Source organism: Ruegeria sp. CDSA221 (genome assembly GCF_059611825.1).
Window position 1 is genome coordinate 66,282 of record NZ_JBXWPK010000003.1, and the last position, 24,701, is coordinate 90,982.

Annotated in this window: 20 protein-coding genes and 1 tRNA gene; 9 read left to right on the forward strand and 12 right to left on the reverse strand. The window is 59.0% G+C overall.

The window, feature by feature from the left end; genetic code table 11:
* Positions 1–2: 2 nt before the first annotated feature.
* The 5 genes from AC2FJ5_RS05255 (at position 3) to speB (ending at position 6,414) form a co-directional block, all read left to right on the forward strand.
* A complete protein-coding gene (locus AC2FJ5_RS05255; protein WP_496792700.1) occupies positions 3–1,085 on the forward strand; it encodes a DUF1513 domain-containing protein in 1,083 nt (360 codons plus the stop codon).
* Between the two features lie 99 nt (positions 1,086–1,184).
* On the forward strand, positions 1,185–3,074 hold the full coding sequence (gene speA, locus AC2FJ5_RS05260; RefSeq protein ID WP_496792701.1) for a biosynthetic arginine decarboxylase: 1,890 nt from the start codon (positions 1,185–1,187) through the stop codon (positions 3,072–3,074).
* Positions 3,075–3,095: 21 nt separating this feature from the next.
* Positions 3,096–4,319, forward strand: a complete 1,224-nt coding sequence (locus tag AC2FJ5_RS05265) for a saccharopine dehydrogenase family protein (RefSeq protein ID WP_496792702.1) — start codon at positions 3,096–3,098, stop codon at positions 4,317–4,319.
* 86 nt (positions 4,320–4,405) lie between these two features.
* On the forward strand, positions 4,406–5,575 hold the full coding sequence (gene nspC, locus AC2FJ5_RS05270; protein ID WP_496700729.1) for a carboxynorspermidine decarboxylase: 1,170 nt from the start codon (positions 4,406–4,408) through the stop codon (positions 5,573–5,575).
* A complete protein-coding gene (gene speB, locus AC2FJ5_RS05275; protein WP_496792704.1) occupies positions 5,572–6,414 on the forward strand; it encodes an agmatinase in 843 nt (280 codons plus the stop codon). Before nspC ends, speB begins: the two co-directional genes overlap by 4 nt.
* Here speB and AC2FJ5_RS05280 read toward each other — a convergent pair.
* From AC2FJ5_RS05280 to AC2FJ5_RS05290, 3 genes are all read right to left on the reverse strand, one after another.
* Positions 6,411–7,001 (reverse strand): HD domain-containing protein, encoded by a 591-nt coding sequence (locus tag AC2FJ5_RS05280; RefSeq protein WP_496792876.1) that lies wholly within the window; start codon positions 6,999–7,001, stop codon positions 6,411–6,413. The two genes, speB and AC2FJ5_RS05280, sit on opposite strands and share 4 nt — an antisense overlap.
* A gap of 108 nt (positions 7,002–7,109) precedes the next feature.
* Complete coding sequence (gene lptF / locus AC2FJ5_RS05285; RefSeq protein ID WP_496792706.1) at positions 7,110–8,249, reverse strand: LPS export ABC transporter permease LptF; 1,140 nt, start codon at positions 8,247–8,249, stop codon at positions 7,110–7,112.
* A gap of 162 nt (positions 8,250–8,411) precedes the next feature.
* A complete protein-coding gene (locus tag AC2FJ5_RS05290; RefSeq protein ID WP_496676356.1) occupies positions 8,412–8,894 on the reverse strand; it encodes a MarR family winged helix-turn-helix transcriptional regulator in 483 nt (160 codons plus the stop codon).
* Between the two features lie 77 nt (positions 8,895–8,971).
* On the opposite strand from AC2FJ5_RS05290, the gene AC2FJ5_RS05295 reads away from it, so the two are divergent.
* Together AC2FJ5_RS05295 and AC2FJ5_RS05300 are read left to right on the forward strand one after the other, a co-directional pair.
* The gene (locus tag AC2FJ5_RS05295) at positions 8,972–9,853 is read left to right on the forward strand and encodes an EamA family transporter (RefSeq protein ID WP_281972447.1); all 882 of its coding nucleotides are present in this window, start codon (positions 8,972–8,974) and stop codon (positions 9,851–9,853) included.
* 73 nt (positions 9,854–9,926) lie between these two features.
* Entirely contained in the window at positions 9,927–10,946 is a 1,020-nt protein-coding gene (locus tag AC2FJ5_RS05300) for a hypothetical protein (RefSeq protein WP_496792708.1), read from the forward strand.
* Positions 10,947–11,091: 145 nt separating this feature from the next.
* On the opposite strand, the gene AC2FJ5_RS05305 is transcribed toward AC2FJ5_RS05300, so the two are convergent.
* A tRNA-Trp gene (locus AC2FJ5_RS05305) sits at positions 11,092–11,167 on the reverse strand.
* A 143-nt stretch (positions 11,168–11,310) separates the two neighbouring features.
* Between AC2FJ5_RS05305 and AC2FJ5_RS05310 the strand changes: the two genes are divergently transcribed.
* A complete protein-coding gene (locus AC2FJ5_RS05310; protein WP_496706342.1) occupies positions 11,311–12,018 on the forward strand; it encodes a lysophospholipid acyltransferase family protein in 708 nt (235 codons plus the stop codon).
* On the opposite strand, the gene AC2FJ5_RS05315 is transcribed toward AC2FJ5_RS05310, so the two are convergent.
* The 5 genes from AC2FJ5_RS05315 to AC2FJ5_RS05335 all read right to left on the reverse strand — a co-directional run bounded on the left by AC2FJ5_RS05315 (position 12,015) and on the right by AC2FJ5_RS05335 (position 19,191).
* A complete protein-coding gene (locus AC2FJ5_RS05315; protein ID WP_281972450.1) occupies positions 12,015–12,260 on the reverse strand; it encodes a MoaD/ThiS family protein in 246 nt (81 codons plus the stop codon). The two genes, AC2FJ5_RS05310 and AC2FJ5_RS05315, sit on opposite strands and share 4 nt — an antisense overlap.
* Complete coding sequence (locus AC2FJ5_RS05320) at positions 12,253–14,508, reverse strand: xanthine dehydrogenase family protein molybdopterin-binding subunit (RefSeq protein ID WP_496696213.1); 2,256 nt, start codon at positions 14,506–14,508, stop codon at positions 12,253–12,255. Before AC2FJ5_RS05320 ends, AC2FJ5_RS05315 begins: the two co-directional genes overlap by 8 nt.
* Entirely contained in the window at positions 14,508–14,987 is a 480-nt protein-coding gene (locus tag AC2FJ5_RS05325) for a (2Fe-2S)-binding protein (RefSeq protein ID WP_496696215.1), read from the reverse strand. Before AC2FJ5_RS05325 ends, AC2FJ5_RS05320 begins: the two co-directional genes overlap by 1 nt.
* Complete coding sequence (locus tag AC2FJ5_RS05330; RefSeq protein ID WP_496786060.1) at positions 14,984–15,850, reverse strand: FAD binding domain-containing protein; 867 nt, start codon at positions 15,848–15,850, stop codon at positions 14,984–14,986. Before AC2FJ5_RS05330 ends, AC2FJ5_RS05325 begins: the two co-directional genes overlap by 4 nt.
* Positions 15,851–15,978: 128 nt before the next feature.
* Complete coding sequence (locus AC2FJ5_RS05335) at positions 15,979–19,191, reverse strand: reductive dehalogenase (protein ID WP_496792709.1); 3,213 nt, start codon at positions 19,189–19,191, stop codon at positions 15,979–15,981.
* A gap of 76 nt (positions 19,192–19,267) precedes the next feature.
* Here AC2FJ5_RS05335 and AC2FJ5_RS05340 point away from each other — a divergent pair, with 76 nt between their 5' ends.
* A complete protein-coding gene (locus AC2FJ5_RS05340; protein ID WP_496792710.1) occupies positions 19,268–20,173 on the forward strand; it encodes a LysR family transcriptional regulator in 906 nt (301 codons plus the stop codon).
* Here AC2FJ5_RS05340 and AC2FJ5_RS05345 read toward each other — a convergent pair.
* Genes AC2FJ5_RS05345 through AC2FJ5_RS05355 form a run of 3 tightly spaced genes read right to left on the reverse strand, consistent with a single transcriptional unit; the run spans position 20,160 to position 24,693 of the window.
* The gene (locus tag AC2FJ5_RS05345) at positions 20,160–21,428 is read right to left on the reverse strand and encodes an NAD(P)/FAD-dependent oxidoreductase (protein ID WP_496792712.1); all 1,269 of its coding nucleotides are present in this window, start codon (positions 21,426–21,428) and stop codon (positions 20,160–20,162) included. The genes AC2FJ5_RS05340 and AC2FJ5_RS05345 overlap by 14 nt on opposite strands.
* Before the next feature lie 41 nt (positions 21,429–21,469).
* Positions 21,470–22,504, reverse strand: coding sequence for an ACP S-malonyltransferase (locus AC2FJ5_RS05350; protein ID WP_496792713.1), 1,035 nt, complete (start codon positions 22,502–22,504; stop codon positions 21,470–21,472).
* Positions 22,501–24,693 (reverse strand): dehydrogenase E1 component subunit alpha/beta, encoded by a 2,193-nt coding sequence (locus AC2FJ5_RS05355; protein WP_496792715.1) that lies wholly within the window; start codon positions 24,691–24,693, stop codon positions 22,501–22,503. The genes AC2FJ5_RS05350 and AC2FJ5_RS05355 overlap by 4 nt, the downstream gene beginning before the upstream one ends.
* Positions 24,694–24,701 lie beyond the last annotated feature (8 nt).

Sequence of the window (24,701 nt, forward strand, 5' to 3'; positions counted from 1 at the left end):
CCATGACAAACCGCCGTCAATTCCTTGCGGGCCTGGCTGCAGCTAGCCTTGCCCCAACACAAGGTTGGTCGACTGTCGGCGCGCCGGATTTCCTGGCGGCGGCGCTGTTTCCGGACGGTACCTATCGGCTGGCGGGCCTGAGTTCTGACGGCGGTATCTTATTCTCTCTCCCCCTGCCGGCGCGCGGCCATGCCGCTGCGGCGCATCCCTCACGCGCGCAAGCCGTGGCTTTCGCCCGCCGCCCTGGCACCTTTGGCGTGGTGATCGATTGCAAGAGCGGAACCCAAACCGCACGGATGGATGCTCCCAAAGGCCGCCATTTCTATGGCCATGGCGTGTTTTCCCGGGATGGAACCCATCTGTTCACCACCGAAAACGACTATGAGGCCGGTGAGGGTGTGATTGGCGTCTGGGACTCGGAGGACTACACGCGGTTGGGCGAGTTTTCTTCGGGCGGGGTCGGGCCGCATGATATGCGGCTCATGCCGGATGGGGAAACTCTGATCATCGCAAATGGCGGCATTGAAACACATCCTGAAATGGGCCGAACCAAGCTGAATCTGCCCATCATGCAACCGCGCCTAAGTTATCTGAGTCTGTCAGGCTCGGTCCTGGAACAGATAGAGTTGCCCCGGACACTGCATAAAAATTCGATCCGACACCTTGCCGTTCGATCCGACGGTCTGGTCGGGTTTGCAATGCAATGGCAGGGCAACAAGTCAAACCACCCGCCTTTGCTGGGACTGCACAAAAGAGGCGAGGCTCCGCGCCTGCTTGCAGCCCCGGAATCGGTGCAAAGTGCCTTGCAGGGTTACGCTGGCAGCATTGCTTTTGCCGGGGACGGCAAAACCATCGCCATCACTTGCCCTCGCGGCAACAGTTTGCTTCGGTTCGACAGCTTGACCGGTCAACTTAACGACACGACCCCGCTTGAGGATGTTTGCGGCCTGGGTGCCGGGCCTTCCGGTTTTGTTTTCACCACAGGCACCGGGCTGGTCGGAGCGCTTACTGCCAAGGCCCGCATTTCCGCCCGGCCGGATTGTCAGTGGGATAACCATCTGGTTCCCGTTGGTCTGCCTGTATAAATTCGGAAATACCCGTCACATAGATTACACTTGGACGAATCGAATTGCTGCCGTATTGGCGGGCGCGAAGCAGGCACCCTAGGTTAAGGACAGACTTGATTGAAACAGACGCCCGACGCACCGCATTCCATCTACGGGGTTGAGAAATGGGGCAAAGACCTCATCGAGGTGACGGAAGACGGCGAAATCGGTCTGCGCAATCCCCTTGCGCCCGAGGCCGAGGCGATCAGCCTGCCCGGCATCCTGCGTGATCTGGACGATCGCGGCATCAAGGCCCCGATGATCCTGCGCGTCAGCTCCTATCTGGAGCACGAGATTGTCCATATTAACGAAAGCTTTGCAGAGGCGATTGCCCGGGTTGGGTACAAAAGCAGCTATCGCGGTGTCTTTCCGATCAAGGTCAACCAACAGGCTCAGGTGGTCGACCGGATCGTCGAGTTTGGGAAGAAGTACAATTATGGCCTTGAGGCTGGCTCGAAACCGGAACTTGTGGTCGCGCTTGCCCATCGTCTGGCCAATGAGGCGCTGATCGTCTGCAACGGCGTCAAGGATGCCGAGTTTATCCAGCTGGCCATCCTCAGCCGCAAAATCGGGTTCAATACGGTGATCGTGCTGGAAAGCCCGAAAGAGGCCGACACGGTGATCGAAGTCTATAACCAACTGGGCATCGAACCGCTGATCGGGGTACGGGTTAAACTGACCAACCAGATTAGCGGGAAATGGGAAGAAAGCTCGGGCGACCGTTCCGCCTTTGGCATGAACACCGATCAGCTGGTCGCCACGGTGGACAAGCTGAAGGCCGCCGGATTGCTGCACTGCCTGAAGCTGCAGCACTCGCATCTTGGATCGCAGGTGCAGGACGTCAATGACGTGCGCCGCGCCGTGGGTGAGGCCTGCCGATACTATACCGAACTGACCCGCGAAGGCGTACCGCTGACCCATCTGGACTTGGGTGGCGGCATGGGCGTGGACTACACGGGCGAAAAGAAAGCCGCCGAAAACTCGATCAACTACACGGTCGAAGAATACTGCGCCAACGTGGTCGAAACCGTCGCCTATGCCATGGATGAAGCCGAGGTCGAGCACCCCACATTGGTCACTGAAAGTGGGCGCGCAATCGTTGCGACCTCATCCATGCTGGTGTTCAACGTGCTGGAAAGCACGCTTTATGACGCGCCAGACGGCCCTGAGGTCGAGGCGGATGATCATCACCTAGTCTCGGACCTTGCCGCCGTGCACGGATACCTCTCCAGCGACCGTCTTCAGGAATGCTGGAACGACGCCACTTTTTATCGCAACGAGCTGCGCGCCCTGTTCCGCCGCGGATATATCGACCTGCGCCAGATGGCGCGCGCCGAACGCATTTATCTGTCACTGATGGCCCGCCTCAAGGCGTTGGCTGCCAGTGATGAGCTCGACACGGATGTCGACGAACAGTTGGAAAAAGTGGCTGATATCTATCACTGCAACTTCTCACTGTTCCAATCGCTGCCCGACGTCTGGGCCATTGACCAGCTACACCCGATCGTGCCGCTGCAGGGTCTGAACGAAACGCCCGACCGCCGCGCGGTGCTGTCCGATATCACTTGCGACAGCGACGGCAAGATCGACCGGTTTATTCTGGCCGAAGGTGTCTCGCCCAGCCTGCCGGTACATTCCCTGCCCGAGAATGACGAATACTTCATGGGCGTCTTCTTTGTTGGTGCTTATCAGGAAACGCTAGGCGATCTGCACAACCTGTTCGGCGACACCAACGTGGTTACCATCGACCTGCGCTCCGATGGCGGTTTCGATCTGCTGCACGAGCAAGAGGGCGACACCATTGGTCAGGTCCTGTCCTATGTCGAGTTTGATCCGGCCGACTGTGTCGCCGCCTTCCGCAAAATGGTGGACGAGGCGATCTCGACCGGTACTCTGCTGGCCAAAGACCGCAAGACCCTGATGAGCGCCTATCGCGACTCGATCAACGGCTACACCTATTACGAATAACCCCCGAGAGGAGATGACCCCATGGGAACTTTGAGTGGCAAAACGCTGGTTGTCGGCGCGGGCGGCGTCTCTCACGCTGCGGTGCACAAGATGGCGATGAATTCGGACATCTTCACTGAAATCACGCTGGCCAGCCGCACCAAGTCGAAATGCGACGCCATTGCCAAGGCCGTGAAAGAGCGTGTGGGCGTTGACATCGCTACTGCGGAGCTGGACGCTTATCAGGTCGCGGACACGGTCAAACTGATCAAGGACACCGGTGCCGAGGTCCTCGTGAACCTGGCCCTGCCCTATCAGGACCTCGTGCTGATGGACGCGTGCCTTGAGGCGGGCATCCACTACATCGACACCGCGAATTACGAGCCCGAGGACGAAGCCAAGTTCGAGTATCACTGGCAATGGGCCTATCAGGATCGGTTCAAACAGGCGGGACTGACCGCCATCCTCGGTTCGGGCTTTGATCCGGGCGTAACGTCTGTCTTTGCGACGTGGTTGAGAAAACACAAGCTGGATACGATCCGCCAGATCGACGTTCTGGACGCCAATGGCGGCAGCAACGATCAGGAATTCGCCACCAACTTCAACCCCGAGATCAACCTGCGTGAGGTTCTCGCCGAGGTGCGCCACTGGGAAGGCGGCGAATGGAAACACTCCCCCGCCATGACCCATAAGGTCGAGTTTGACTTCCCCGCCATCGGCCCCAAAAACATGTACCTGATGTATCACGAGGAGCTGGAGAGCCTCTCCACCCACTTCCCCGAGATTGAGCGTGCCCGCTTCTGGATGACCTTCGGCGACGCCTATATCACCCATGCCAAAGTGCTGGAAAATGTCGGCATGACCCGCATCGACCCGGTAATGCATGACGGCAAGGAAATCATCCCGATCCAGTTCCTGAAAACCCTGCTGCCTGATCCCGGCGATCTGGGTGCCGAAACCAAGGGCAAGGCCTGCATCGGCGATATCGCCACGGGTCAGGCCAAGGATGGCACGGGCGAGAAAACCTATTACATCTATAACATCTGCGACCACGAGGAATGCTACGCCGAGGTCGGCAGCCAAGCGGTTAGCTATACTACTGGCGTTCCGGCTATGATCGGTGCCGCGCAGGTGCTCAAAGGCAACTGGACCGCGCCAGGAGTGTGGAACATGGAACAGCTCGACCCGGATGATTTCATGGACATGCTGAATGAACATGGTCTGCCATGGCAGGTCCACGAACTAGACGGCCCGGTCGAGTTCTGATCCGCAAAGCTTCATCTGGCCCTAAATACCTCGGGGGGTCCGGGGGGCAGCGCCCCCCGCCCTCTCCAAATTCGGAGACGGCTGATATGTCCGACATGATGACCACACAAGCAGGCGATGCCGGTGCTTTCCGCAATTTCGACCTCACCCGCGTGCCGACCCCGTGCTTTGTGGTCGACGAAAAAGCAATTGAGAAAAATCTGGCGATCCTGTCCGATGTCGGCAGCAGGTCCGGTGCACATGTCCTCAGCGCGCTCAAAGCGTTCTCGATGTTCTCGCTGGCCCCCTTGGTCCGCCAACACCTTGGCGGCACCTGCGCCAGCGGTATCTATGAAGCCCGTCTAGGCCGCGAAGAATATGGCGGTGAGGTCGCCACTTACTGCGCCGGGTACAAAGACGCTGACATCGATGAAATCCTGTCACTGTCCGACCACATCATCTTCAACTCACCCGCACAAAAGGACCGGTTCCTGACCAAAGCACAGGCCGCCAAAGTTCAGGTCGGCCTGCGCATCAATCCCGAACACTCCGAAGGTGAAATCCCTAAATACGATCCCTGCGCGCCGTGTTCGCGTCTGGGCACGCCAGTCAGCCATCTAAGCGCTGAAATCATGGCCGGGGTCGATGGCTTGCATATGCACACCCTCTGCGAACAAGGGTTCGAGCCCTTGCGACGCACCTGGGAAGCCGTTGCACCAAAACTCGCCCCGTTCCTGGGTCATCTCAAATGGCTGAACTTCGGCGGTGGCCACCATATCACCCGTGACGACTATGATCGTGATGGGTTGATCGCGTTCATCAAGGCGATCCGCGAAACCCATGACGTCGACGTCTATCTTGAACCCGGCGAGGCTGTGGCACTGGATGCGGGCATTCTGGTGGGCGAAATTCTCGACCTGCCGACCAATGGCATGACCCTTGCGATCACCGACATTTCGGCCACCTGCCACATGCCGGACGTGATCGAAGCCCCCTATCGCCCGGCCCTGATGGACGAGGCCGAGGCAGGCCATACCTACCGTCTGGGCGGCCCGTCCTGTCTGGCGGGGGATGTGATCGGCGACTATACGTGGGACAAACCGCTTGAGATCGGCCAACGCTTTGCCTTCCTAGATCAGGCGCATTATTCGATGGTCAAGACCAACACCTTCAACGGTGTCCCCCTGCCCACAATCGCCCTGTGGAACAGCGAAACCGACGCGTTGAAAATTATCAAACAGTTCGGCTATGACGACTTTAAAGAGAGGCTCTCATGAGCGTTTTCCTCGACAGTGAATTGACCACATCGGAACGGACCGAAAACGCCCGGTTTCGTGTAATCCCAGTACCGCTGGAGCGCACGGTATCCTACGGCTCGGGTACAGCCGGTGGCCCGGCGGCGATCATCGAGGCCAGCAACGAGCTGGAGCGCATCACTGGCCTTGCCGAGCCTTGCACAGCGGGTATTTTCACTGAGGAACCTTTGAACTGTGACGGCCCTATGCCTGCAGTGATGGAACGCCTTGCCCTGCGCACCGAAGCCGCCATTCGCGCTGGTAAAGTGCCGGTTACTCTGGGCGGTGAGCATTCTCTGAGCTACGGTGCGGTGATGGGTGTGGCCCGCGCGTTGAACCAACCGATCGGGATCGTCCAGATTGATGCGCATGCGGACCTGCGCAACACGTATCAGGGTGAAAAGCACAGCCATGCCTCGGTCATGCATCTACTGGCCGAAGAAGGCGTCCGACTGGCCCAATTCGGCGTCCGGGCCTTTTCGACCGAAGAGGCGCAGAGCCGGGTGAAGAACAGCGTGTTCCACATTGATGCCGAGGAGCTGGTCACCGGTAACATCAACGCGGTCGATCTGCCCAAGGATTTCCCCGAACTGGTCTATGTCAGCTTTGATGTCGACGGGCTGGACCCTTCGCAAATGCCGGCCACAGGAACACCCGTGCCCGGCGGCTTGGGCTATTATCAGGCGCTGCAACTGGTCGAGCATGCCCTTCGGGGGCGCAAATGCGTGGGGTTCGACGTGGTCGAGCTGGCCCCGAACGGCAATGCCGCCTGGGACTTTACCGCCGCGCAGATCGTCTACCGTCTGATGGCCGCCTGCTAACCTTCGGCGGTTTCGTTCAACTCCATATGCCCCTCGCCGCGGCTTAGGACACGGCGCAGCATCGGCTCGAAGAACTCCAACGGTTTGGTCGGGTAATCCGGATCGAACGCCTTTTGGTCGTATTCATGGCAGAAATAGCGGCATTCCTCCCAATAAGGACTGTCGCGGTACTTGTCTCGGGCGTTGCGGTCTCCGCCCAGGTGGTGATTGTAGTAATAGCCCTGGAACACGCAGTGATGTTTGAGGATCCAATGGGTTTTCTCGCTGACATAGGGCTTCATCATCGCCGCTGACAGCTCCCCATGGTTATAGGGAGACAGGATATCGCCGGTGTCGTGGATCAGCGCTGCGACGACCAGCTCTTCTTCCGCCCCATCCTCATAGGCGCGCGTCGCGGCCTGCAGGCTGTGCTGATAGCGGTTCACGGGATAGGGCGTCCATTCCTCGTCCAGCGAACGGATCGCATCCAGTATCCTGTCCGGCAACGCGGCGTTATAGGCCTCTTCGTATTCCATGACGGCGTCCCAATCGGCCTTGGTCGCCTCTTCAAAGCTGGTCCAGGTGGGTTTGTGGGTTTTGTCCAGCATGGTCCGGTCCTTTTGACTGATCATCCAACCGCAGCCTAACGCAGAAAACCTGAGCGAAAAAACGAATTAGCTTGGCCGAAGAACATTGCGCCGAAATGCGCCGTAACTTCAGGCTTGGGACAATACCCGCGAGTGTTTTCTTGCGCGCACGCGCAGAAGCGGACGACCTGCAATCAAAAGAAACAGGCACGAGATCAATATGCCCATGACAGCAGGCAAATAGAGCAATAGCCACAATTTCGGGTCTTCGATCACCAACGGGGACACAAAGCCGCGCATACCTTCCAAAAGGACCAGAATTATGAATGCTCCAAAAATCTGTGGCCACAGGCCAAATCTGGAAAAGCTGCCCAACATAAGGGTTGCATAGCCCGCCATTGCGACCGCGATACAAATGGTGATCCACGAAAATCGCTGATGCAGCTCGTCGATCAACGCGCCCTCAGTGAACCCTTCTGCTGCCGCGATCGCAGCCCGGTCGCGCAACAGCTCTGCGGTGGGAATGGCCTCGAGGCTTCGCTCGGCCGTGTTGTCGGTACTCGTCAATTCTGAGATGTCATAGGACGCGTCCTGAAACAGTGTAGACGACAGGGTACGTCCCTGCCGGTCCTGACGCAGGGCAACCCCGTCAACCATCACCAGATGAATGCCCGAGCCGTTATTGACCAGATAAGCTGTTTGGCTGGAATAGCTGACCGGGCTGGTTTTATCCCGCCGGTCCGAAACAAAAACTTCGCGCAAAGTCCCGTCCAGATCAATTCCTCCAATATAGACGGTCACGTCACTTGCAGGATGCAGGAATTCGCCTTCATTCAATAACTGCGCTGTGACGTCACCCGCCACTTCGGCCTGCCGTTTTTCCAATAGATCGACCGAGGCCGGGCGCAGGAAAACACTGATCGAGGCCATCATCAGACCAGCAACAAGACCGAACAGAACCACAGCGCGAGCCAGCCGCCACGGGCTGGAACCTGTGGCCAGCATCACCGTAAGCTCGCTTTCACGGCTCAGGCGGTTGGTGGCATAGACGGCCGCTGCGAACACGGCCATGGGCATCACCGTGCGGATCAGCGTCGGCAAAGTAAGAGCGGTAAATTCAAGAAACACCATGGCCGATTGACCACCGCTGATGACACGGTCAAACAGGCTGACCGAGCGGGTGATCCAGAAAACCCCCACCAGAATCAGAGTGAAAAAGCCGAACAGAATCAGCAGTTGCCGCAGGAAATATCCATCGAAGCGCGACATGTATCCTCATCCGGCTACCTGAAATTCGTTTGAACAATATGCCAATCCCCTGACCGAGGAAACCGCATAGCCCAAGAATTATAGAATTTGAGCCGTGCGGACTAAAACGGCTTATGCCACATCGGAATTGGCACCCCGGTCCAGAATGCTTACCTGCCTGGATCAGTCCAGCGTTTCAGACAACGATCTGAGCAGGTGATTGAGCTGATCGCGCTGTTGCAGGGACAAACCCTGAACCAGGCGCTGCTGAGTCTCTACATGATCCGAAACGGCGGCCTCGATCGCTTTGAACCCATTTTGGGTAAGACGGATCAGGAAGCCCCGGCCATCCTCAGGGTTTTGCACTCTTTCGACCATCCCCGCCTTAACCAGTTGATCGACGCGATTCGTCATTGTGCCGGACGTCACCATTGTAAGCTCCAATAGCTCGCCAGGTGAAAGACCCTCTGGCTTGCCAGACCTTCGCAACGTGGCAAGGACATCAAAGCTGGCAGCGTTCATGTCATGAAGAGCCCAAGTATGCTCCATCGCCCTTCGCAACTGAACCGCCAACCGCGTCAGTCGACCAACGGTTTCCATCGGCCCCACATCCAGGTCGGGCCGGGCACTGTTCCACTGCGCGATAATTCGCTCCACATGATCCATGAGTTCTGGCTAGCCCAGCTTTATCTTGACGTCAAGATTTTACAATATATCTTGACGTCAAGATAAAGGGATTCGCCATGAGACACCAAACCGACATCGCCCTAACTGCTGTTGCCCCTTTGATCTGGGGTAGCACCTATTATGTTACGACCGAATTTTTGCCCGTCGGATATCCGATCACGATGGCCGCGCTGCGTGCGCTGCCTGCCGGACTGCTGCTGCTAGTTTTGTCCCGTCAACTTCCAAGGGGTCATTGGTGGGGCCGCATATTCATTCTGGGCGCGCTCAATTTCACCGTGTTCTGGACCCTGCTTTTCGTCGCGGCTTACAGGCTCCCCGGTGGGGTCGCAGCCACTGTCGGCGCGGTACAACCTCTTATTGTAGTCTTCCTGTCGGCATTTCTGCTGAACACCCCGGTTGGGCTGAGATCGGTCGGCGCAGCGCTGCTGGGGGTGATCGGCGTCGGGTGCCTTGTCCTCGGAACAGCTATCAATCTTGATACGGTTGGCCTGATCGCTGGACTGGGTGGCGCCCTTTCGATGGGGGCAGGAACTGTCCTGACGCGCAAATGGCAACCGCCAGTGCCGCTGCTGACATTTACCGCTTGGCAACTAACCGCCGGCGGGCTGTTGCTGGTGCCGCTTGCACTGATATTTGAGCCCGCCTTACCAGCGCTTGAAACAAACAGCCTTCTCGGAATTGGATATCTGAGCGTCATCGGGGCTGCCCTGACCTATATCCTGTGGTTCCGAGGCCTCGCCCGGATCGAACCCTCTGCGGTCTCGGCACTTGGCTTTCTCAGCCCGTTATCCGCCGTAATGATTGGTTGGGTCATGCTTGGGCAAAACTTGACCTTTGTGCAGATCGCCGGTGTCTGTATCGTACTTCTGGCGGTCTGGCTGGGGCAAATGGGCAAGCGTACCGGCCGTTCGATTGTCACCATCAGAAAGCCCGCCTGAAACTCCAGGCATCGATGTACGAGTTTTGTGCTAAACTGTGTGCTGTGCAACGCCCCGGCAAGAAAGGTATCACGTGTCAAAAAGCCGAGTAAAACCGCGCTATTTTGCCATCGCCCTGCTGCCGGTATGTGTTTTCGCAATCCATAAACTGATCCAGAACCAAATGATCGCCAATGAACTGGACGTTCCAGTGAACTTTGTGTTGAGCGATAGCTCTTGGCAGGAAGCCGTTGGTCGGTTTCGGTTTCTTGCCGCGTCCTGGTTCTTTTTATCGCTGGCCTTGTTGCCCGTGGCAGTCTTGTTCCGGACCCTGTCACGCCCGATCGAAAAAAACACCCGGATCGCGGCAATCGCGATTGTAGTCGCCATCGTGTTTCTGGCTCTCGTGCCGACCATTCAAAAGCATATGACCGACCAAAGCCCGCAGATTTACCACCAAATCGGCAAAGCCGTTTTTGAAACAGCATTGTCGCAAGGCACCTTACCGGCATGTTCCGGTTCGGAAGATAGCTGGATGTTTGGGAAATGCGGGCAGGCCCCTGTTCTTTCACTGTTCAACCGTATTCTGGACCTGGTGAATGCAATGGCCGGCCTTGCGATCGGGTCGTTGATTGTCGGAATGATATTGTGTCTTGGTCGGCATGAATCTCAGGACATCGAAGCAACCGCAGCTGAGCTGGCGCAAAACCTGCGGCAGATGCGGCAGCAGCTCTACCTGTCCAGTCTGGTGCTGACCTTCGGCATGTTCTTTGCCGCAAGCTGGATGTACTGGCCCTTGCCCATGATCGCTGAATCAGAAAGGGCCGCCTATAGCGCATTGCTCAACGCATCGGCCTTGTTCACCGGCACATATTTTTGCTTGCTAATGCTCAGCTACTTTCTTCCCGTGGCAGTCCTTCTGGACGGAAGAATTTCTAACCTCGCTTTGGCTGCCCGAAATCAGGGCGGCACAGACCAGGCATTCGACATTGATGACTGGAGATCGTCGCATAAGCTGACAGAAGGCACAGGTGACATCATCCGCGCCGGCTTCGCCCTGACGGCCCCAATCTTGGCCGCTTTTGCCGGTGGCATATCACCGATTTTGGGTTAGACCGTGATTTGTTGAGCAACCAGAACGCGGTTTATCGCATCGGTCGATTGCTCTGCTGGTCCAAGTTGTAACAGCTAGGCTGCGCAAAGGGTCACTCGTGTCCCATTCCGCCCAAGCTGGCACAAACTTCTGGCAATGGAGAGAATGGCAGGGGCAGCAGGGTTCGAACCCGCGACCTACGGTTTTGGAGACCGTCGCTCTACCAACTGAGCTATACCCCTAAGGTCCGCCTCAAATATGCCAGCCGCGCGGCGGACTCAAGAGGCTTTTTCAGATTCCTCCTCAGTTATGCGCACGACAAACAAGTTGCGTATGGCGTTGAGTTCTATAAGACACGGTTTGATCAATATGAGGGTCACCATTAGTGAGTATCCGCAAGAAAATCGCCGATAGCGAGGCCGTCCTGAATTGGACCGCCCGCCGCATCGCGAGCTATATTCGGATGGTCAACCGCAACACCCAATGGCAACGCATCGGCTATGAAGAGCTGGACCAGCTGGCCGATCAGGGCGAACCGGTCATCGTTGTCCTTTGGCATCAGCGACTGGCACAATCGCCCTATTTCTTTCCGTTGGATAAGGGGCGTATCTGCTCGATCACATCCTCGGCACGCGCTGGCAGCATGGTGGGTCGGGTGCAGAAACTGTTCGGCATGGACACCATCGCCATGACCAGCAAGAACGCAAACAACATCGCGGTGTCACGCGAAGTGATCGGCAAGATTAAGCGCGGCATTTCCATCGGTATCGCCGCTGACGGCCCGCGCGGTCCGGAACGGGTGCTGTCGACCGTGCCTCTGGTTTGGGCACGCACCTCGGGCAAGCGGGTCTTCGGTATCACCTTTTCTGCCCGCCACGGCAGCGAGGCCGGTACCTGGGATCGCTTGCTGATGCCGCGCCCCTGGCGCAACAAAGGCGTGTTTCTGTGCCGGGAATGGACCGAAAACGTTCCCCGCAAGGCCAGCGAAGAAGAACTCGAGACCCTGCGGTTAAGCCTTGAGGCGCATATGAACGACATCACGGCCGAAGCAGACAGGATGGTCGGGCGCGAACCCTGGTTACCCAAGGGCTAACCGCCGCGCAGCCTTTGCATCAGATACACTTCGCTGCCTTCGGGGATCGGTTCGGTCAACCCGCTGGCGATCACGCGCCCATTGATTGAGATGGATACACCGGCATCTATCGGCGCCTGAAGCTGCGGATGTACCCGCGCGAGCGCCTGCAACAACTCGCCGGTGGTTTTGGCCTCAACCTCGACCACCTGTTGACCCCCGGTCAAAGACCGGAGGCCGGACCACAGGTGGACCTCAACCATTGTCCTTGAGCGCCGCCAGAATGCGCGGCGGTGACATTGGCAGTTGTTTCATCCGCACACCCGCAGCGTTCGAAACTGCGTTGGCGATGGCTGCCAGCGGCGGCACGATGCCGGTCTCGCCCACGCCGCGCACACCAAACGGGTGGCCGGGATTGGGCACTTCGACGATCACCGTGTCGATCATCGGCAGGTCGCTGGCGACCGGGATGCGATAGTCGAGGAAGATCGAGTTCTGCAGACGACCATCCTCGCCATAGACATATTCCTCGTTCAACGCCCAGCCGATACCTTGCGCCGCGCCGCCCTGATATTGGCCTTCGACATAGGTCGGGTGGATGGCCTTTCCAGCGTCTTGGATGACCGTATAGCGGGTGATGCTTGTCTTGCCGGTCTCCGGATCGACCTCGGCATCGACGATATGGGTGCCAAACGACACGCCTGCGCCCTCGGGCGTCGCTTCGAAATGGCCCGAGATCGGACCGCCGGTCGCGCCCATATCAGCGGTGATATCAGCCAGCGGCATCGGGTCGAAATCACCTGCATTGGGGCCCGAGGGCACCGCGCAGCCGTTTTCCCATTTCACCGCATCCACCGGGATGCCCCACTTGGCCGCCGCCCGTTCGCTGAGCTTTTCGACCGCGTGCCGGGCCGCCTTGATCGTGGCCAGCCCCGAGGCATAGGTCACGCGCGATCCGTGGCTAACGTCATTGTATCCCAGCGTCGCCGTGTCCGCGATGGTGACGCGGATATTCTCGTAGGGAATGCCCAGAACCTCGGCTGCCATCAGCGCCATCGACGCGCGCGAGCCGCCGATATCGGGCGTGCCGACCATCAGCTGGGCCGAGCCGTCCTCGGACAGGGCAAGCGACACCGATGTCTCGCCGCCGTGGTTGAACCAGAATCCACAGGATATCCCACGCCCCTGCCCTGGTTTCAGTGGCGCAGAATAGTGCGGATGCGCCTTGGCGGCCTCAAGCGTTTCGACCAGACCGATGCGTTCGTAGCGCGGGCCATAGCTGGCCTTCGTACCTTCATAGGCGGCGTTTTTCAGACGCACGTCCACGGGGTCCAGACCCAGTTTCTTGCACAGCTCGTCAATCACCGACTCAACAGCAAAGGCTCCCATCGGTGCACCGGGCGCCCGGTAGGCCGCTTGTTTCGGGCGGTTGGCCATGACGTCATAGCCCACCTGCTTGACGTTAGTCAGGTTATAAGGAGCAAAGGCACACATGGCCGTCATATCACCCGGCGCGCCGGGGAAGGCCCCACCCTGCAGGCGGAACACGCCTTGCGCTGCGGTGATCGTGCCGTCTTTCTTCATCCCGATCTTGATATCCATCGACGCGGAGGCCGTCGGACCGGTGGCCCGGAATACCTCGGATCGGGTCATCACCAGCTTGACCGGGCGGTTGGCCTTGCGGCTCAGCGCCAGCGCGACCGGCTCGATGAATACGGTTGTCTTGCCACCAAAGCCGCCGCCAATCTCGGACGCCGTCACCCGCAGTTGCGATGTTTCGATCCCCAGCAAAGCCGCACAGGTTTTCTGCGCGATCCAGTGCCCTTGGGTGGTGCACCACAGCTCACCCTTGCCGTCATTTCCCAGCGTCGCCAAACAGGCATGAGGTTCGATATAGCCCTGATGGGTTGCCTCGGTGACGAAGCTGTCTTCAACGACCAGATCCGCCTCGGCAAAACCGGCTTCGACATTGCCATGCCCGCTTTCGTGATAGCGCACGACGTTCGGGTGCATCCCTTCGGGCACGGAATAATCCGCCGCCCCCTCGCGTATAACCGGAGCGTCCGGAGCCATCGCTTTGTCGACATCGGTCACATGGGGCAGCACCTCATATTCGACCTCAATCAGTTTGAGTGCGTCACGCGCCGACAGCGCCGAAGTTGCCGCAATAGCTGCCACCGCGTGGCCGTCATACAGGGCCTTCTCGCCTGCCATAACGTTTTCCAGCACGTTCCAGAACTCACCTTCAAGACCGGGCTTAAACGGCACCTCAGCGAAATCGTCACGGGTCACAACGGCTTTGACGTCTTTATGCGCTTGGGCCTTGGAGGTATCGATCTTTACGATCCGCGCATGGGCATGGGGCGAGCGCAGAATAGCCCCGTGCAACATGCCCGGCGCGGTGGCGTCAGCGCCAAATTTCGCGCGCCCCGTGACCTTGTCCAGCCCGTCAGGGCGGTTCGGTCGGGTACCAACGAAAGTGAATTCAGATTTGCGATCGTCGAGTGCCATTATGAAGCCTCCCGCAGTTCAGCCGCTGTATCCATCACGGCGCGAATGATCTTGTCATACCCAGTGCAGCGGCAGAGATTACCAGCCAACCAATACCGTGTCTCTTCCTCGGTCGGGTTCGGGTTCTTTTCCAGCAACGATTTGGCCGCGACCAGAATACCGGGGGTGCAGATACCGCATTGAAGAGCAGCATATTCAATCATCTTCTTCTGCAGCGGATGCAAAATGTCCCCGTCTGCAATACCTTCGACCGTCTCGATCTGTTTACCCTCTGCTTCGATCCCAAGCATCAGGCAGGAACAAACCAAACGGCCATCGACAGTTACCGAGCAGGCACCGCAATCGCCGGTGCCGCAGCCTTCTTTCGCACCGGTAAGGTTCAGCTTGTCGCGCAGACAGTCCAGCAGCGTCTCGCGTGGGTCACACAGGTATTCGACCGTGTCACCATTGACGGTGGTGGATACGTGGAACTTGCTCATGCTTGCTCTCCCTTGGCGCGGGCATAGGCGATTTTCGCGGCGCGTTTGGCCAGAACCCCGGCCACTTCGGTACGGAATGCGATTGTGCCGCGCTTGTCGTCGATCGGGTTACAGGCAGTAGATGCGGCAGCGGCAAGCGCGTCCAATGCAGCATCGTCAAGGGTGCTGCCCATGATCGCCTTGGCGCAGTCTTCGACAAGCAGAACAGTCGGAGCCACGGCACCCAGAGACACGCGGGCCTCGGTGATTGTATCCCCGTCCAGACGGAGATTCACACCTACGCCAACCACCGCAATATCCATCTCGGTCCTTGGGATGAACCGCAGATAGGCATCACCTCCGTTTTCGCCGCGTGCAGGAATATTGACCGCCGAGATCAGTTCACCCTTGGCCAAGGACGTTCTGCCCGGGCCGGTCGGAATATCTTCGACGGCAACCTCACGGGTGCCACTTGGTCCGGTGACTGTCACGGTCACGCCCGCTGCCACCATGGCTGGCACCGAATCCGCCGCAGGCGAGCCATTGCACAGGTTGCCAGTCAGCGTCGCCCGCCCCTGCACCTGAGTCGATCCGATCAAATCCATCGCTTCGACCACGCCGGGCCAGTCGAGGCCCAACCCAGGATGTTCGCTCATTTCCGCACCCGTCGCCGCCACGCCCAGCGTCCAGCTGCCGTCAGCATTGCGGGTGATATCGCTTACGCCATTGATTTTCTTGATGTCTATCAATGTATCAGGCGTCACCAATTCCGAGCGCAACTGCACCAGAACATCGGTGCCACCGGCAAGAAACCGTGTAACGCCTTTTGCATTTTCTGCCAGAGCCGACGCCTCGGCAAAGCTGGCAGGGCTGTGATAATCCATGATTTTACCTCGCGCCTGTTGGTCAGGATCCACTGGGGTTCGCAGGGACGTTAGTGCAGCAACACACTGGCGTCCATGGCAAGAACGACCTATTTTTCGATCCCGAAATGTCGTTTCCAGACCTCGGATCAGAGGTCGATCTCGACCACCCCGCCCGGGTCCGCAGCACGGCTTTGGCACAGGATGATTGCGCCTTCGCGCTGCTTGTTCGACAGCACGAAATCCCTGTGCTCGATTTCACCCGAAATCACACCGCATTTACAGACGCCGCAAATTCCGTCCGAACATTTCACGTCGACCTGAATTCCGGCTTCGTTCAGCACCTGCGCCGCGTGTTTGTCGGCGGGAACCTGCAGCTCTCGCCCCGATCTGGCCAGTTTCAGCGTGAAAGAATGGTTCTCATATTCGGGCTGCTCGGGAACGGAGAAATACTCCAGGTGCCGCGCCTCGTCTGGGAACCCCTGACGTTCCGCTGCCTGTATCACGCCTTCCATGTACCGATCCGGGCCGCAGGTATAGACGTGCCATCCTGCCTGATATCCCGACAGGATTGACTGTAAATCAGCGCGCGTGCCTTCGTCCGAGAAATGATAGTGCACGTGATCGGCCCAGGGCATTGCGGCCAGATCGTCCAGATACCCCGCCCCGGCGCGGGTACTGGCCGAGTAATGCAGGTCAAAGGGTTTGCCCAGACTGTGCAGGCGGTGGGCAAAGGCGATCATCGGCGTGATGCCGATCCCGCCGCCCATCAGGAATGTCCTGGTGGCGGTCTCATCCAGTTCGAAATGGTTGATGGGTTTCGAGATGAAAACCTTGCGCCCTTCGGTAAAAATCCGGTGCAACAGGGCCGAGCCGCCCCGCCCCTCATCCTCGCGCAAGACACCGATCTGATAGGTCGCTGGGTTCGCCGGATTGCCGGACATTGAATATTGCCGCAGGAACTCTGGCGCGACCAGCACGTCCAGATGGGCGCCTGCGGTCCACTGAGGCAGCGGCGCGCCATCCAGCGTCGCGAACTCATATTTGGTCACATCATCCGTCATCCGGTCGACCATGCTCAGCTCGACCCGCATGACAGGGGCATCACCTGCGATCGAATAGTTGTGAACAACAGACATGTCCCCGGCGGCCTTGCGTGCCTTGTACTCCTCTGCCGTGACCATCGCTTCATAAGCTGCAATCCCGGCTTCGCGGTCCATGGCAAAAGGATAGGGCCAGGGATGCGGGGCCAGATAGGCGGGATAGACCGCCAGCGTCTGATCCTCATATTTCAGGGCAAGGTCCGTCTGCAGGTTGCGCCGGTTCAGCGGATGCTGGGTCGGGCGATACGCGCCGTCGGGCTGCAATTCGATATCCCACCACCATTTCTTGGTGTCGTTCAAGCCACCATTGCCCACCGCATCGTCCAGTTTCGCCAGCGCTGGCGCGGCTTGGGGGAAGTTCATCGCGGCCCAACGGAAGGGACGTTCCTTGAAGATGCCTTCCAGATTCCATGGGCAGGTTTTCATGCACCGCCCGCACATCGCACCACCCGATGTTGTCACCCGGTAAGTCGCGCATTTCTGGCTGTCGGACTTCCAGATTTCATAGCCGTTGAACATCAGTTTTGGCCCGGCGGTGATCGCCCCCGAGGGGCATTCTCGCGCGCATTTGTTGCAGCTTTCACAAAAACTCTGCAGTCCGAAATCTATCGGCTTGTCATGAGCCAGAGGCATATCTGTTGTGACCGCACCGGATTTCAGACGCGGGCCCAAATAGGGGTTCAGGATGACCTCGCCAATCCGGCTGACCTCTCCCAGTCCCGACAACAGCAAAAGCGGAGGCTGCAGCACCTCGCCATCCATCACCGTATGGGCCTTTGCCTTGTACCCAAGGTTGCGGATCTGCTGTGCAACGACCCCACCCAAAAGCGAGAACCGCAGATAGGCGCGCATGGATTGGGCCACTGCAATCCAGTCGTCACCACTGGACCCTTCCATGGTCTCGTAACCCTGATCAATGATCATGCTGATGGCTTGATCATGCGGCGGCGTGATCTCTTCTCCGGCAGCATCATGTGAATACCACGCCCAATCGGGGCACCGGCTGAGACCGACGGCATCCGCACCCAGAAAATAGGTCGCGGCCTTGATATTGGCGGCGTTCCGGGCGGCATCTGTCGGTGGCGTGGTCTGGGCACTGTCGCCATCCTGCAGCAGAACAAACGCGCCCAGCGCGCGCCGTTGCGCGAAACTGGGGGCCGCCTTGCGCACATAATGCCCACCCTTGGCGGCGTCCTGCAGAGTCTTACCCATGTCGCCGAATTGCGCCCGGGCAAACATGTCAGCCCGTTTGGGGACGCGTGCAACGTTTTCCTCGTCAATATAAGTTGTCGGCGTTTCGACACGCTTAAGCTTTTCGAAGGGATGCGCGCCGTCGACATAGCGCCGTTTGGCATAGGAGTCTCGGTTCAACGCATTCTTGGCAAAACCCGCCCCCAACCACCATGCCGGCCCTTGTGTGCGAAACCGCGGTTGCTGGGCCATCGGGCACAGCGGGCGGTCATGGGCGATCTCCATCTCGGTCGTCACTACGGCCAGCCCGAACCGAGTCCCAAGCCAAGGGGCGACAAGCTTTCCGCCTTCAACCGTGGCAAGACCCGCAGCGACCGCCAGTTTGCCCAGATCAACGTCCGACGACATCGCCGTATGCGCCCGCGCATCAAAGCCAAGCAGGCGGATGTAGTTGGCAATAACCACCGCATTTTCGGTCGCCAACAAACAAGCGCGATGATCCTGCGCATCCACGATCCAATCAGCTCCGGGCTCGGACGGGTCCGGGTCACGGTTGTGTTCATATAGGAACACGATTGCATGGCGGTGGCTGTCAATCGGTTTGGGTGCAGCCTCGATACTATCTTTCAAATCCGCCATGATGACGTCAATACCCGAGGCCAGTGTCTTGGTCTGCCGAGTTCTTAAGGCATCTGACAGCCGGTCGATATCGGGATTACGGCGTGGCGCGGATAACAGCGCGTCGGACGGCAGCGGACCGCATCCGATCATCGACGCATCGTTGAAATAACCAAAGGCCTTCAAATGGTTGGCACGTTCGCGCGGCTCTGACGGGATATCGGCCATTGCCGTGTTCACCAGCCCGTTGCGGATCGCATCCATCATAGCCTGAAATTCACCCATCGCATTAACGATGCTTTGGGGTTTGTCGGGTCGGCGAAAGCTAAGATCGCCCATAGGCGTCACCTGCGAAAGGTCCGGCATTGTGTCCTGCCGCGCCAACCGCTCTAGCGGGTAGCCGCCCATATGAACTGGCCTGTTCCGGTCTGAAAAGAAACGGATTCCCATAGCGTGCCTCCCCTTGCCCGTCTGACCCTTAATGCCCGGTAGACAGCAATACCATTCATACTTAATCATAAATAATATGAATAAAAATGATTTCACTGATTTGGACGGCAAAGTCCTGCGGGTCTTTCTGACAATACTCGAGGAAAGCTCGGTCTCGAAAGCAGCCGATCGGCTGGGGGTCACGCAATCGGCAATCAGCCACACGCTGTCCAAACTGCGGCAGGTGCTGGGCGATCCGTTGTTTGTACGTTCAGGTCAGGGCCTGACCCCGACCGAACGGGCCTTGTCCCTGAAGGACCCTATTCAAACGGTGCTGGACGGGATGCGTGCCTTGACCGACGGTCGCCCCTTTGACCCGTTATCCGAACAGATCGACATTCGCATCGCCACAAATGACATGCCTCGCGAAGTGATATTCCCAAGGCTGTTGCGCGACACACGCGCCGAGGGTGCACGGCTACGGTTAGAGTTCATCCCATCGGGCGTTCCCGATCCGGACCTGTTGCGCAGCGACCGGTGTCAGTTGATGGTCACCCCTCTGCCGCCGGATGGGCCGGACATTTACCAGAAACGGCTGCTCGAAAGCCCGCTGATGATGTTTTATGATGCCAGCCATTGCACCCCGCCAAACAGTTGGCAGACCTACTGCGAGAGCGACCATATCGAGGTGCGCTTTGCCGATGGCCGCAACGCCCGTGCCGTCATGCGGGGTGTTGATCAAAGCCAGATCAGAGCGCCGATTGTTACCCTGCCCCATTTCAACGCGATACCAGCCTTTGTGCGGGGCAGCTCGTTGATCTCGACCGATACCGCCTTGATGAGACAAGGTCCTCTGGCCGGGTTGGACTGTGCGCATTTGCCCTTCGAATGCACCCCGGTTCCGCTTTACATGGTCTGGCACCAAAGGTCGGCCAATGATCCAGCGCATCGTTGGCTGCGCAGAAGGATCGAAGCCATAGCAGCTGACATCAGCGCGCCTTGATCAAATGGGTCAGTGCAGCACCGGTTTCAAAGTAGGCGTGACGCAGGCGGGTCCAGCGTTCAGTATGTTCCGCCACAGCGGGAACTGGCAGCAACGCCGGATCCCCTGCCAAAAGGCTCTCAGCCGCCATACGGCCAAACATCGTGCCCGGCCCGATACCTCGGCCTGAATAGCCATGGATCGAAACCGCATCCGGTCCGATCCGAGTGATCTTGGGAATGTGATCCGAGGTCATCGCAATGCGGCCATGCCATCCCTGCTGCAAGGGTTGATCCGCAAGCTGAGGATAAAGCTCTGACAGTTTGCGCTTGATCCATCCGGTATGCGCGGCGCTGCCCGCATGTTCTAGATTGCCCATTGCGCCGAGGATAAAGCGCCCGTCGTGATCCATTCGGAAAGAGGTCATGATCAGGCCGGTATCCCAACATCCTTCGGCTCCGGGCAAAATACTGGCGCGCAGATTGTCGGACAAAGGCGCGGTGGCGAATTGAAAATACGAGACAGGAACATAGGCCGGCGACGTGTCGGGCAGGTTTTTATGATACGCGTTGGTGGCCTGGATCACTGATTTGGCGCGCACCGTGGCCTGCGTGGTTTCCAACAGCCACTGGCCATCGACATGGCGCATCGTCATCACTGGGCTGTGCGTGTGAACGCGTGCCCCGGTTGCGGCAGCCGCGCGGGCCAGACCACGCACATATGCCATCGGCTGGATCGTTCCGGCGCGCGGATCGAACAGAGCTCCACGAAAGGTGGCGCTGCCCGTGCGCTGGTGCGTCTTGTCCGACGACAGCAACTCGACCGGAGCGCCTGCCTGACGCAACTGTGCATGGCGTATTTTCAAATCAGCAAGACCAGAGCCAGAATGCGCACAATGCAACGTGCCCGCGCGCATCGGCTCGCACTCAATCTCATGTGTCTGGATCACGCTGAATACTTCACTTGGGGCCGCCGCAAGGATTTCGATCAGACGTGTTCCGGCCGCATCCCCCAGATGAGCGCAGATTTCCGCAGGGCGTACCCAGAGCCCGGCATTAACCAGCCCCACATTGCGCCCAGACCCCCCATGCCCGATCTCTTGCGCTTCAAGCACACAGACCGAGGCACCGGCCCGTGCGGCCGTCAAAGCCGCGGAACAGCCAGTATAACCGCCGCCGATCACCGCAAGGTCCACAGACAAATCGCTGGTCAGCGGGGCGCTCTCCACATGCTCGCGGCAGGTGTGTAGCCAAAGGGATTGATCGTAGTCGCTCAATGCGGACTCCTTGCGGTATCAAAAACCATTAGGACGCGGGATCAGGTCGTCGCAAGAGCCCTTTGATCCTCACGCCCCATCGCGATCAGGAAAGGCCGCGCCTCTTGCTGCGACTGAAACGCTGCCCGATCGCACATCCCCTGCCACCCGGCCAGAACCAGCGATTGCGCAACGGCACCGCCCAAAGTCGCTCCGGGGCCTGTCACGATGAACAGGTCAGGCGCGAATTCGCGCGCGGCGGTCTGGATTGCGCGGGTGAAGTCATAGGCCGCGGTCACCTGATGTCCCAGGGTGTAATCCCACAGTGCCTGCGTGTCCGTCGCACCCGGCCACCAGATTTTGCCACGCCCGTCGATCAGAGGCCGGTCAGGCTGTTTGAACAGCTCCGCACCAAGTTGCGTGCGCCCTTCCGCAGCCACCGGAGCTTGAAGGTGGGTGTGAAATGCGGCGTGATTTGCCAACCTCATGGGGAACCTGTCTTGCACACTCGGCCACGATGCCTTGAACGCGCGCAAGCCCTCTTCGTTGCCCGCCAGAACCAGCATTCCACCCAGATCAATCGACAATGCCAGAACCTGACCGTCCTGCGCGTTGATCCGCGCCACATCGGCCAGCAATTCAGCCTTACGCTGTGGGTCATCCGCCCAGCTATTGTCTGTGAATGGGTATACGAGCTGCCCACCAATTAGGTGGTCCTGCATCAGCGTCCCCATTGTATTCACCACACGAAAGCCATCCTCGGGCGACACCGCGCCTCCGGCGGCCAAGGCGATGTACCAGCCCATCGAGTTGCCGGTGACGGCGACCACCTCAATGTCATCAGCAAGCGCCTGAGCATCGGCCAAAGAGGCCGCATAAATCAGGGGTGAGGCCACATCACCGCGCGAGTACTTACTGACCGTGAACCGATCAGCACCGTCCAGCGCCGTGACTGCCGCTTGCCCCGCATTGGCACGGATGGCGTCAAAATTGCCAAACATCTGCATTCGGCTTGCGTGATGACGGTGCAAATAACCCAGCTCGGCCTTGTTATAGGTGCCCCGACCCGGGCAGATCACAACGGCGGTACGGGTCATGAGCGGTTTCCAGTCAGATTGAGCGCAGCGGCGACAATATTATCCTTTGACGGCAATGGCGCAGCATATGCAGGCCCGGTCGCGATAAAGCTGTCTTCTGCCACTACGCGGGCGATTGATGTGTCGGGGCTTTCTTCGACGAAGAAAGTTGTCAGCGCCTCTGACTGGCTTCCGGTCCGGCGGCATTCGTCAACGACCAGAATATGCGCACAGGTTTTGGTGGCCTCGCGCAACGCTTCTGCAGGTAATGGAGCCAACCATCGCATGTCGATAATCCGGGTTCGGATCCCTGCGGCCTCAAGTTCGGGCAAGGCTTGCCGCGACAGGTAGTGGCCGTTGCCATAGGTCACAATCGCCAGATCGGTGCCGTCCCCCTGTACACCGACCTCGCCCAGGCGGATGCTGCGATCCGGCGAAGGATAGGTCGTCATCCATCCGGCATCTTGTGCCTGATGGAGGTCGCGCATCGGATAAAGCGCAATGGGTTCCAAGAATACCACGACGCGCTGCTCTTCGCGGGCCAGCCTTACGCATTCTCGAAGCATCTGCACCGCGTCCGAACCGGTCGAGGGGCAGGCAATGATCACACCAGGAATATCGCGCAGAACGGCCAGAGAGTTATCGTTATGGAAATGCCCCCCGAAACCCTTCTGATATCCCAGCCCGGCGATCCGCAGGACCATCGGATTGGTAAATTGCCCGTTCGAGAAAAAGGGCAAGGTCGCGGCCTCGCCCCTGATCTGGTCCTCGGCATTGTGGAGATAGGCCAGAAACTGAATTTCAGGGATCGGGACAAAGCCGTTATGCCCCATACCGATGGCCAGCCCCAGGATGGACTGTTCGTCCAACAGCGTGTCGATCACCCGATCCGGGCCGAACCGCTGTTGCAGCTTTTGGGTCACGCCATAGACGCCACCCTTGCGTCCCACATCTTCGCCCATGCACACGATCTCGGCGTGTTCCAGCATCAGATCGGTCAGTGCCCAGTTGATCAGACGGCTCATCGGCTGGGGATCATCCATCGCGCGCATGTCGCCGCCAAAAGCGGCTGCACGGGCCTCGGCCCCCGGACCATTGGTGGGTTTGCAGGTCCGTTTCGGCGGGATCAGGCTGGCCATGACCTCGGACGCGGTGGTCAGATGCGGGCGGGTCACAGCCTGTGCCGCGACCCTGTCGGTGCGGGCGCAAGTGTCTTGATAGATCTTCAGCGCCTGATCCGGCGATAGCGCCCCGGCCTGATCCAACAGCCGCACCGAATGCAGCAGCGGATCATTTGCCTCATCAGCTTCGACCTCGGATTTCGCCATATAGGTCGTCGGGACGTCTGCGCCCGCATGGCCATAAAGCCGAACGGTTTTCAGATGCAGGAAGGCAGGTTTGCGACGGGTGCGCACGTAGTCTGCCGCCTCTTTCGCAACCGCGTAGGTCTCAAAAATATCCAAACCGTTGGCCTGAAAATATTTGATCCCCGGCCGGTGCTGCATCGACGCTTGAACCCATCCCTTTGGCGTTCTGACCGAGATACCGATCCCATTATCCTCACAGACGAACAACAGGGGCAAAGGGGTCGACTGTACGCTGGTCCACCCCGCCGTATTGATCGCCCCCTGCGCAGTCGAGTGGTTGGCCGATGCGTCCCCGAAGGAACACATGGCGATCCCGTCCGTAGGCAGCTCACGATGCTCGGGCGGGTGCCGCCGCGCCGCGCCAATCGAATAGGCCGCACCCACGGCCTTGGGCAGATGGCTGGCGATGGTCGAGGTCTGCGGCGGGATCATCAGCGCCTTTGAACCCAGCACCTTGTGCCGGCCACCCGAGATCGGGTCCTCTTTCGAGCAGGCGAAACTCAGCAACATATCCCAGGCGATTTGCTGGCCCGGCACTTGTTCGGAACGTGCGATCTGAAAGGCGGCATCCCGGTAGTGCAGAAACGCGATATCCGTGGGCCGCAGCGCGTGGGCGACAGCCGCCATGCCTTCGTGGCCGGACGAGCCGATCGTGTAGAACCCCTGCCCCGCCTTCTGCATCGCGCGGCTGGTCCGGTCCAACGCCCGGCTGAGAACCTGCGACCGGTACAGCGACACCGCCTCGGTATTGCTAAGTCCGGGGCGCGGGGCTGCGCCGTCAGGCAGGTGGCCTTGCGCCACACGTGTCAGGAAATTCTCATGAACGATCTGAGCGCGATCCATGGCGGCCC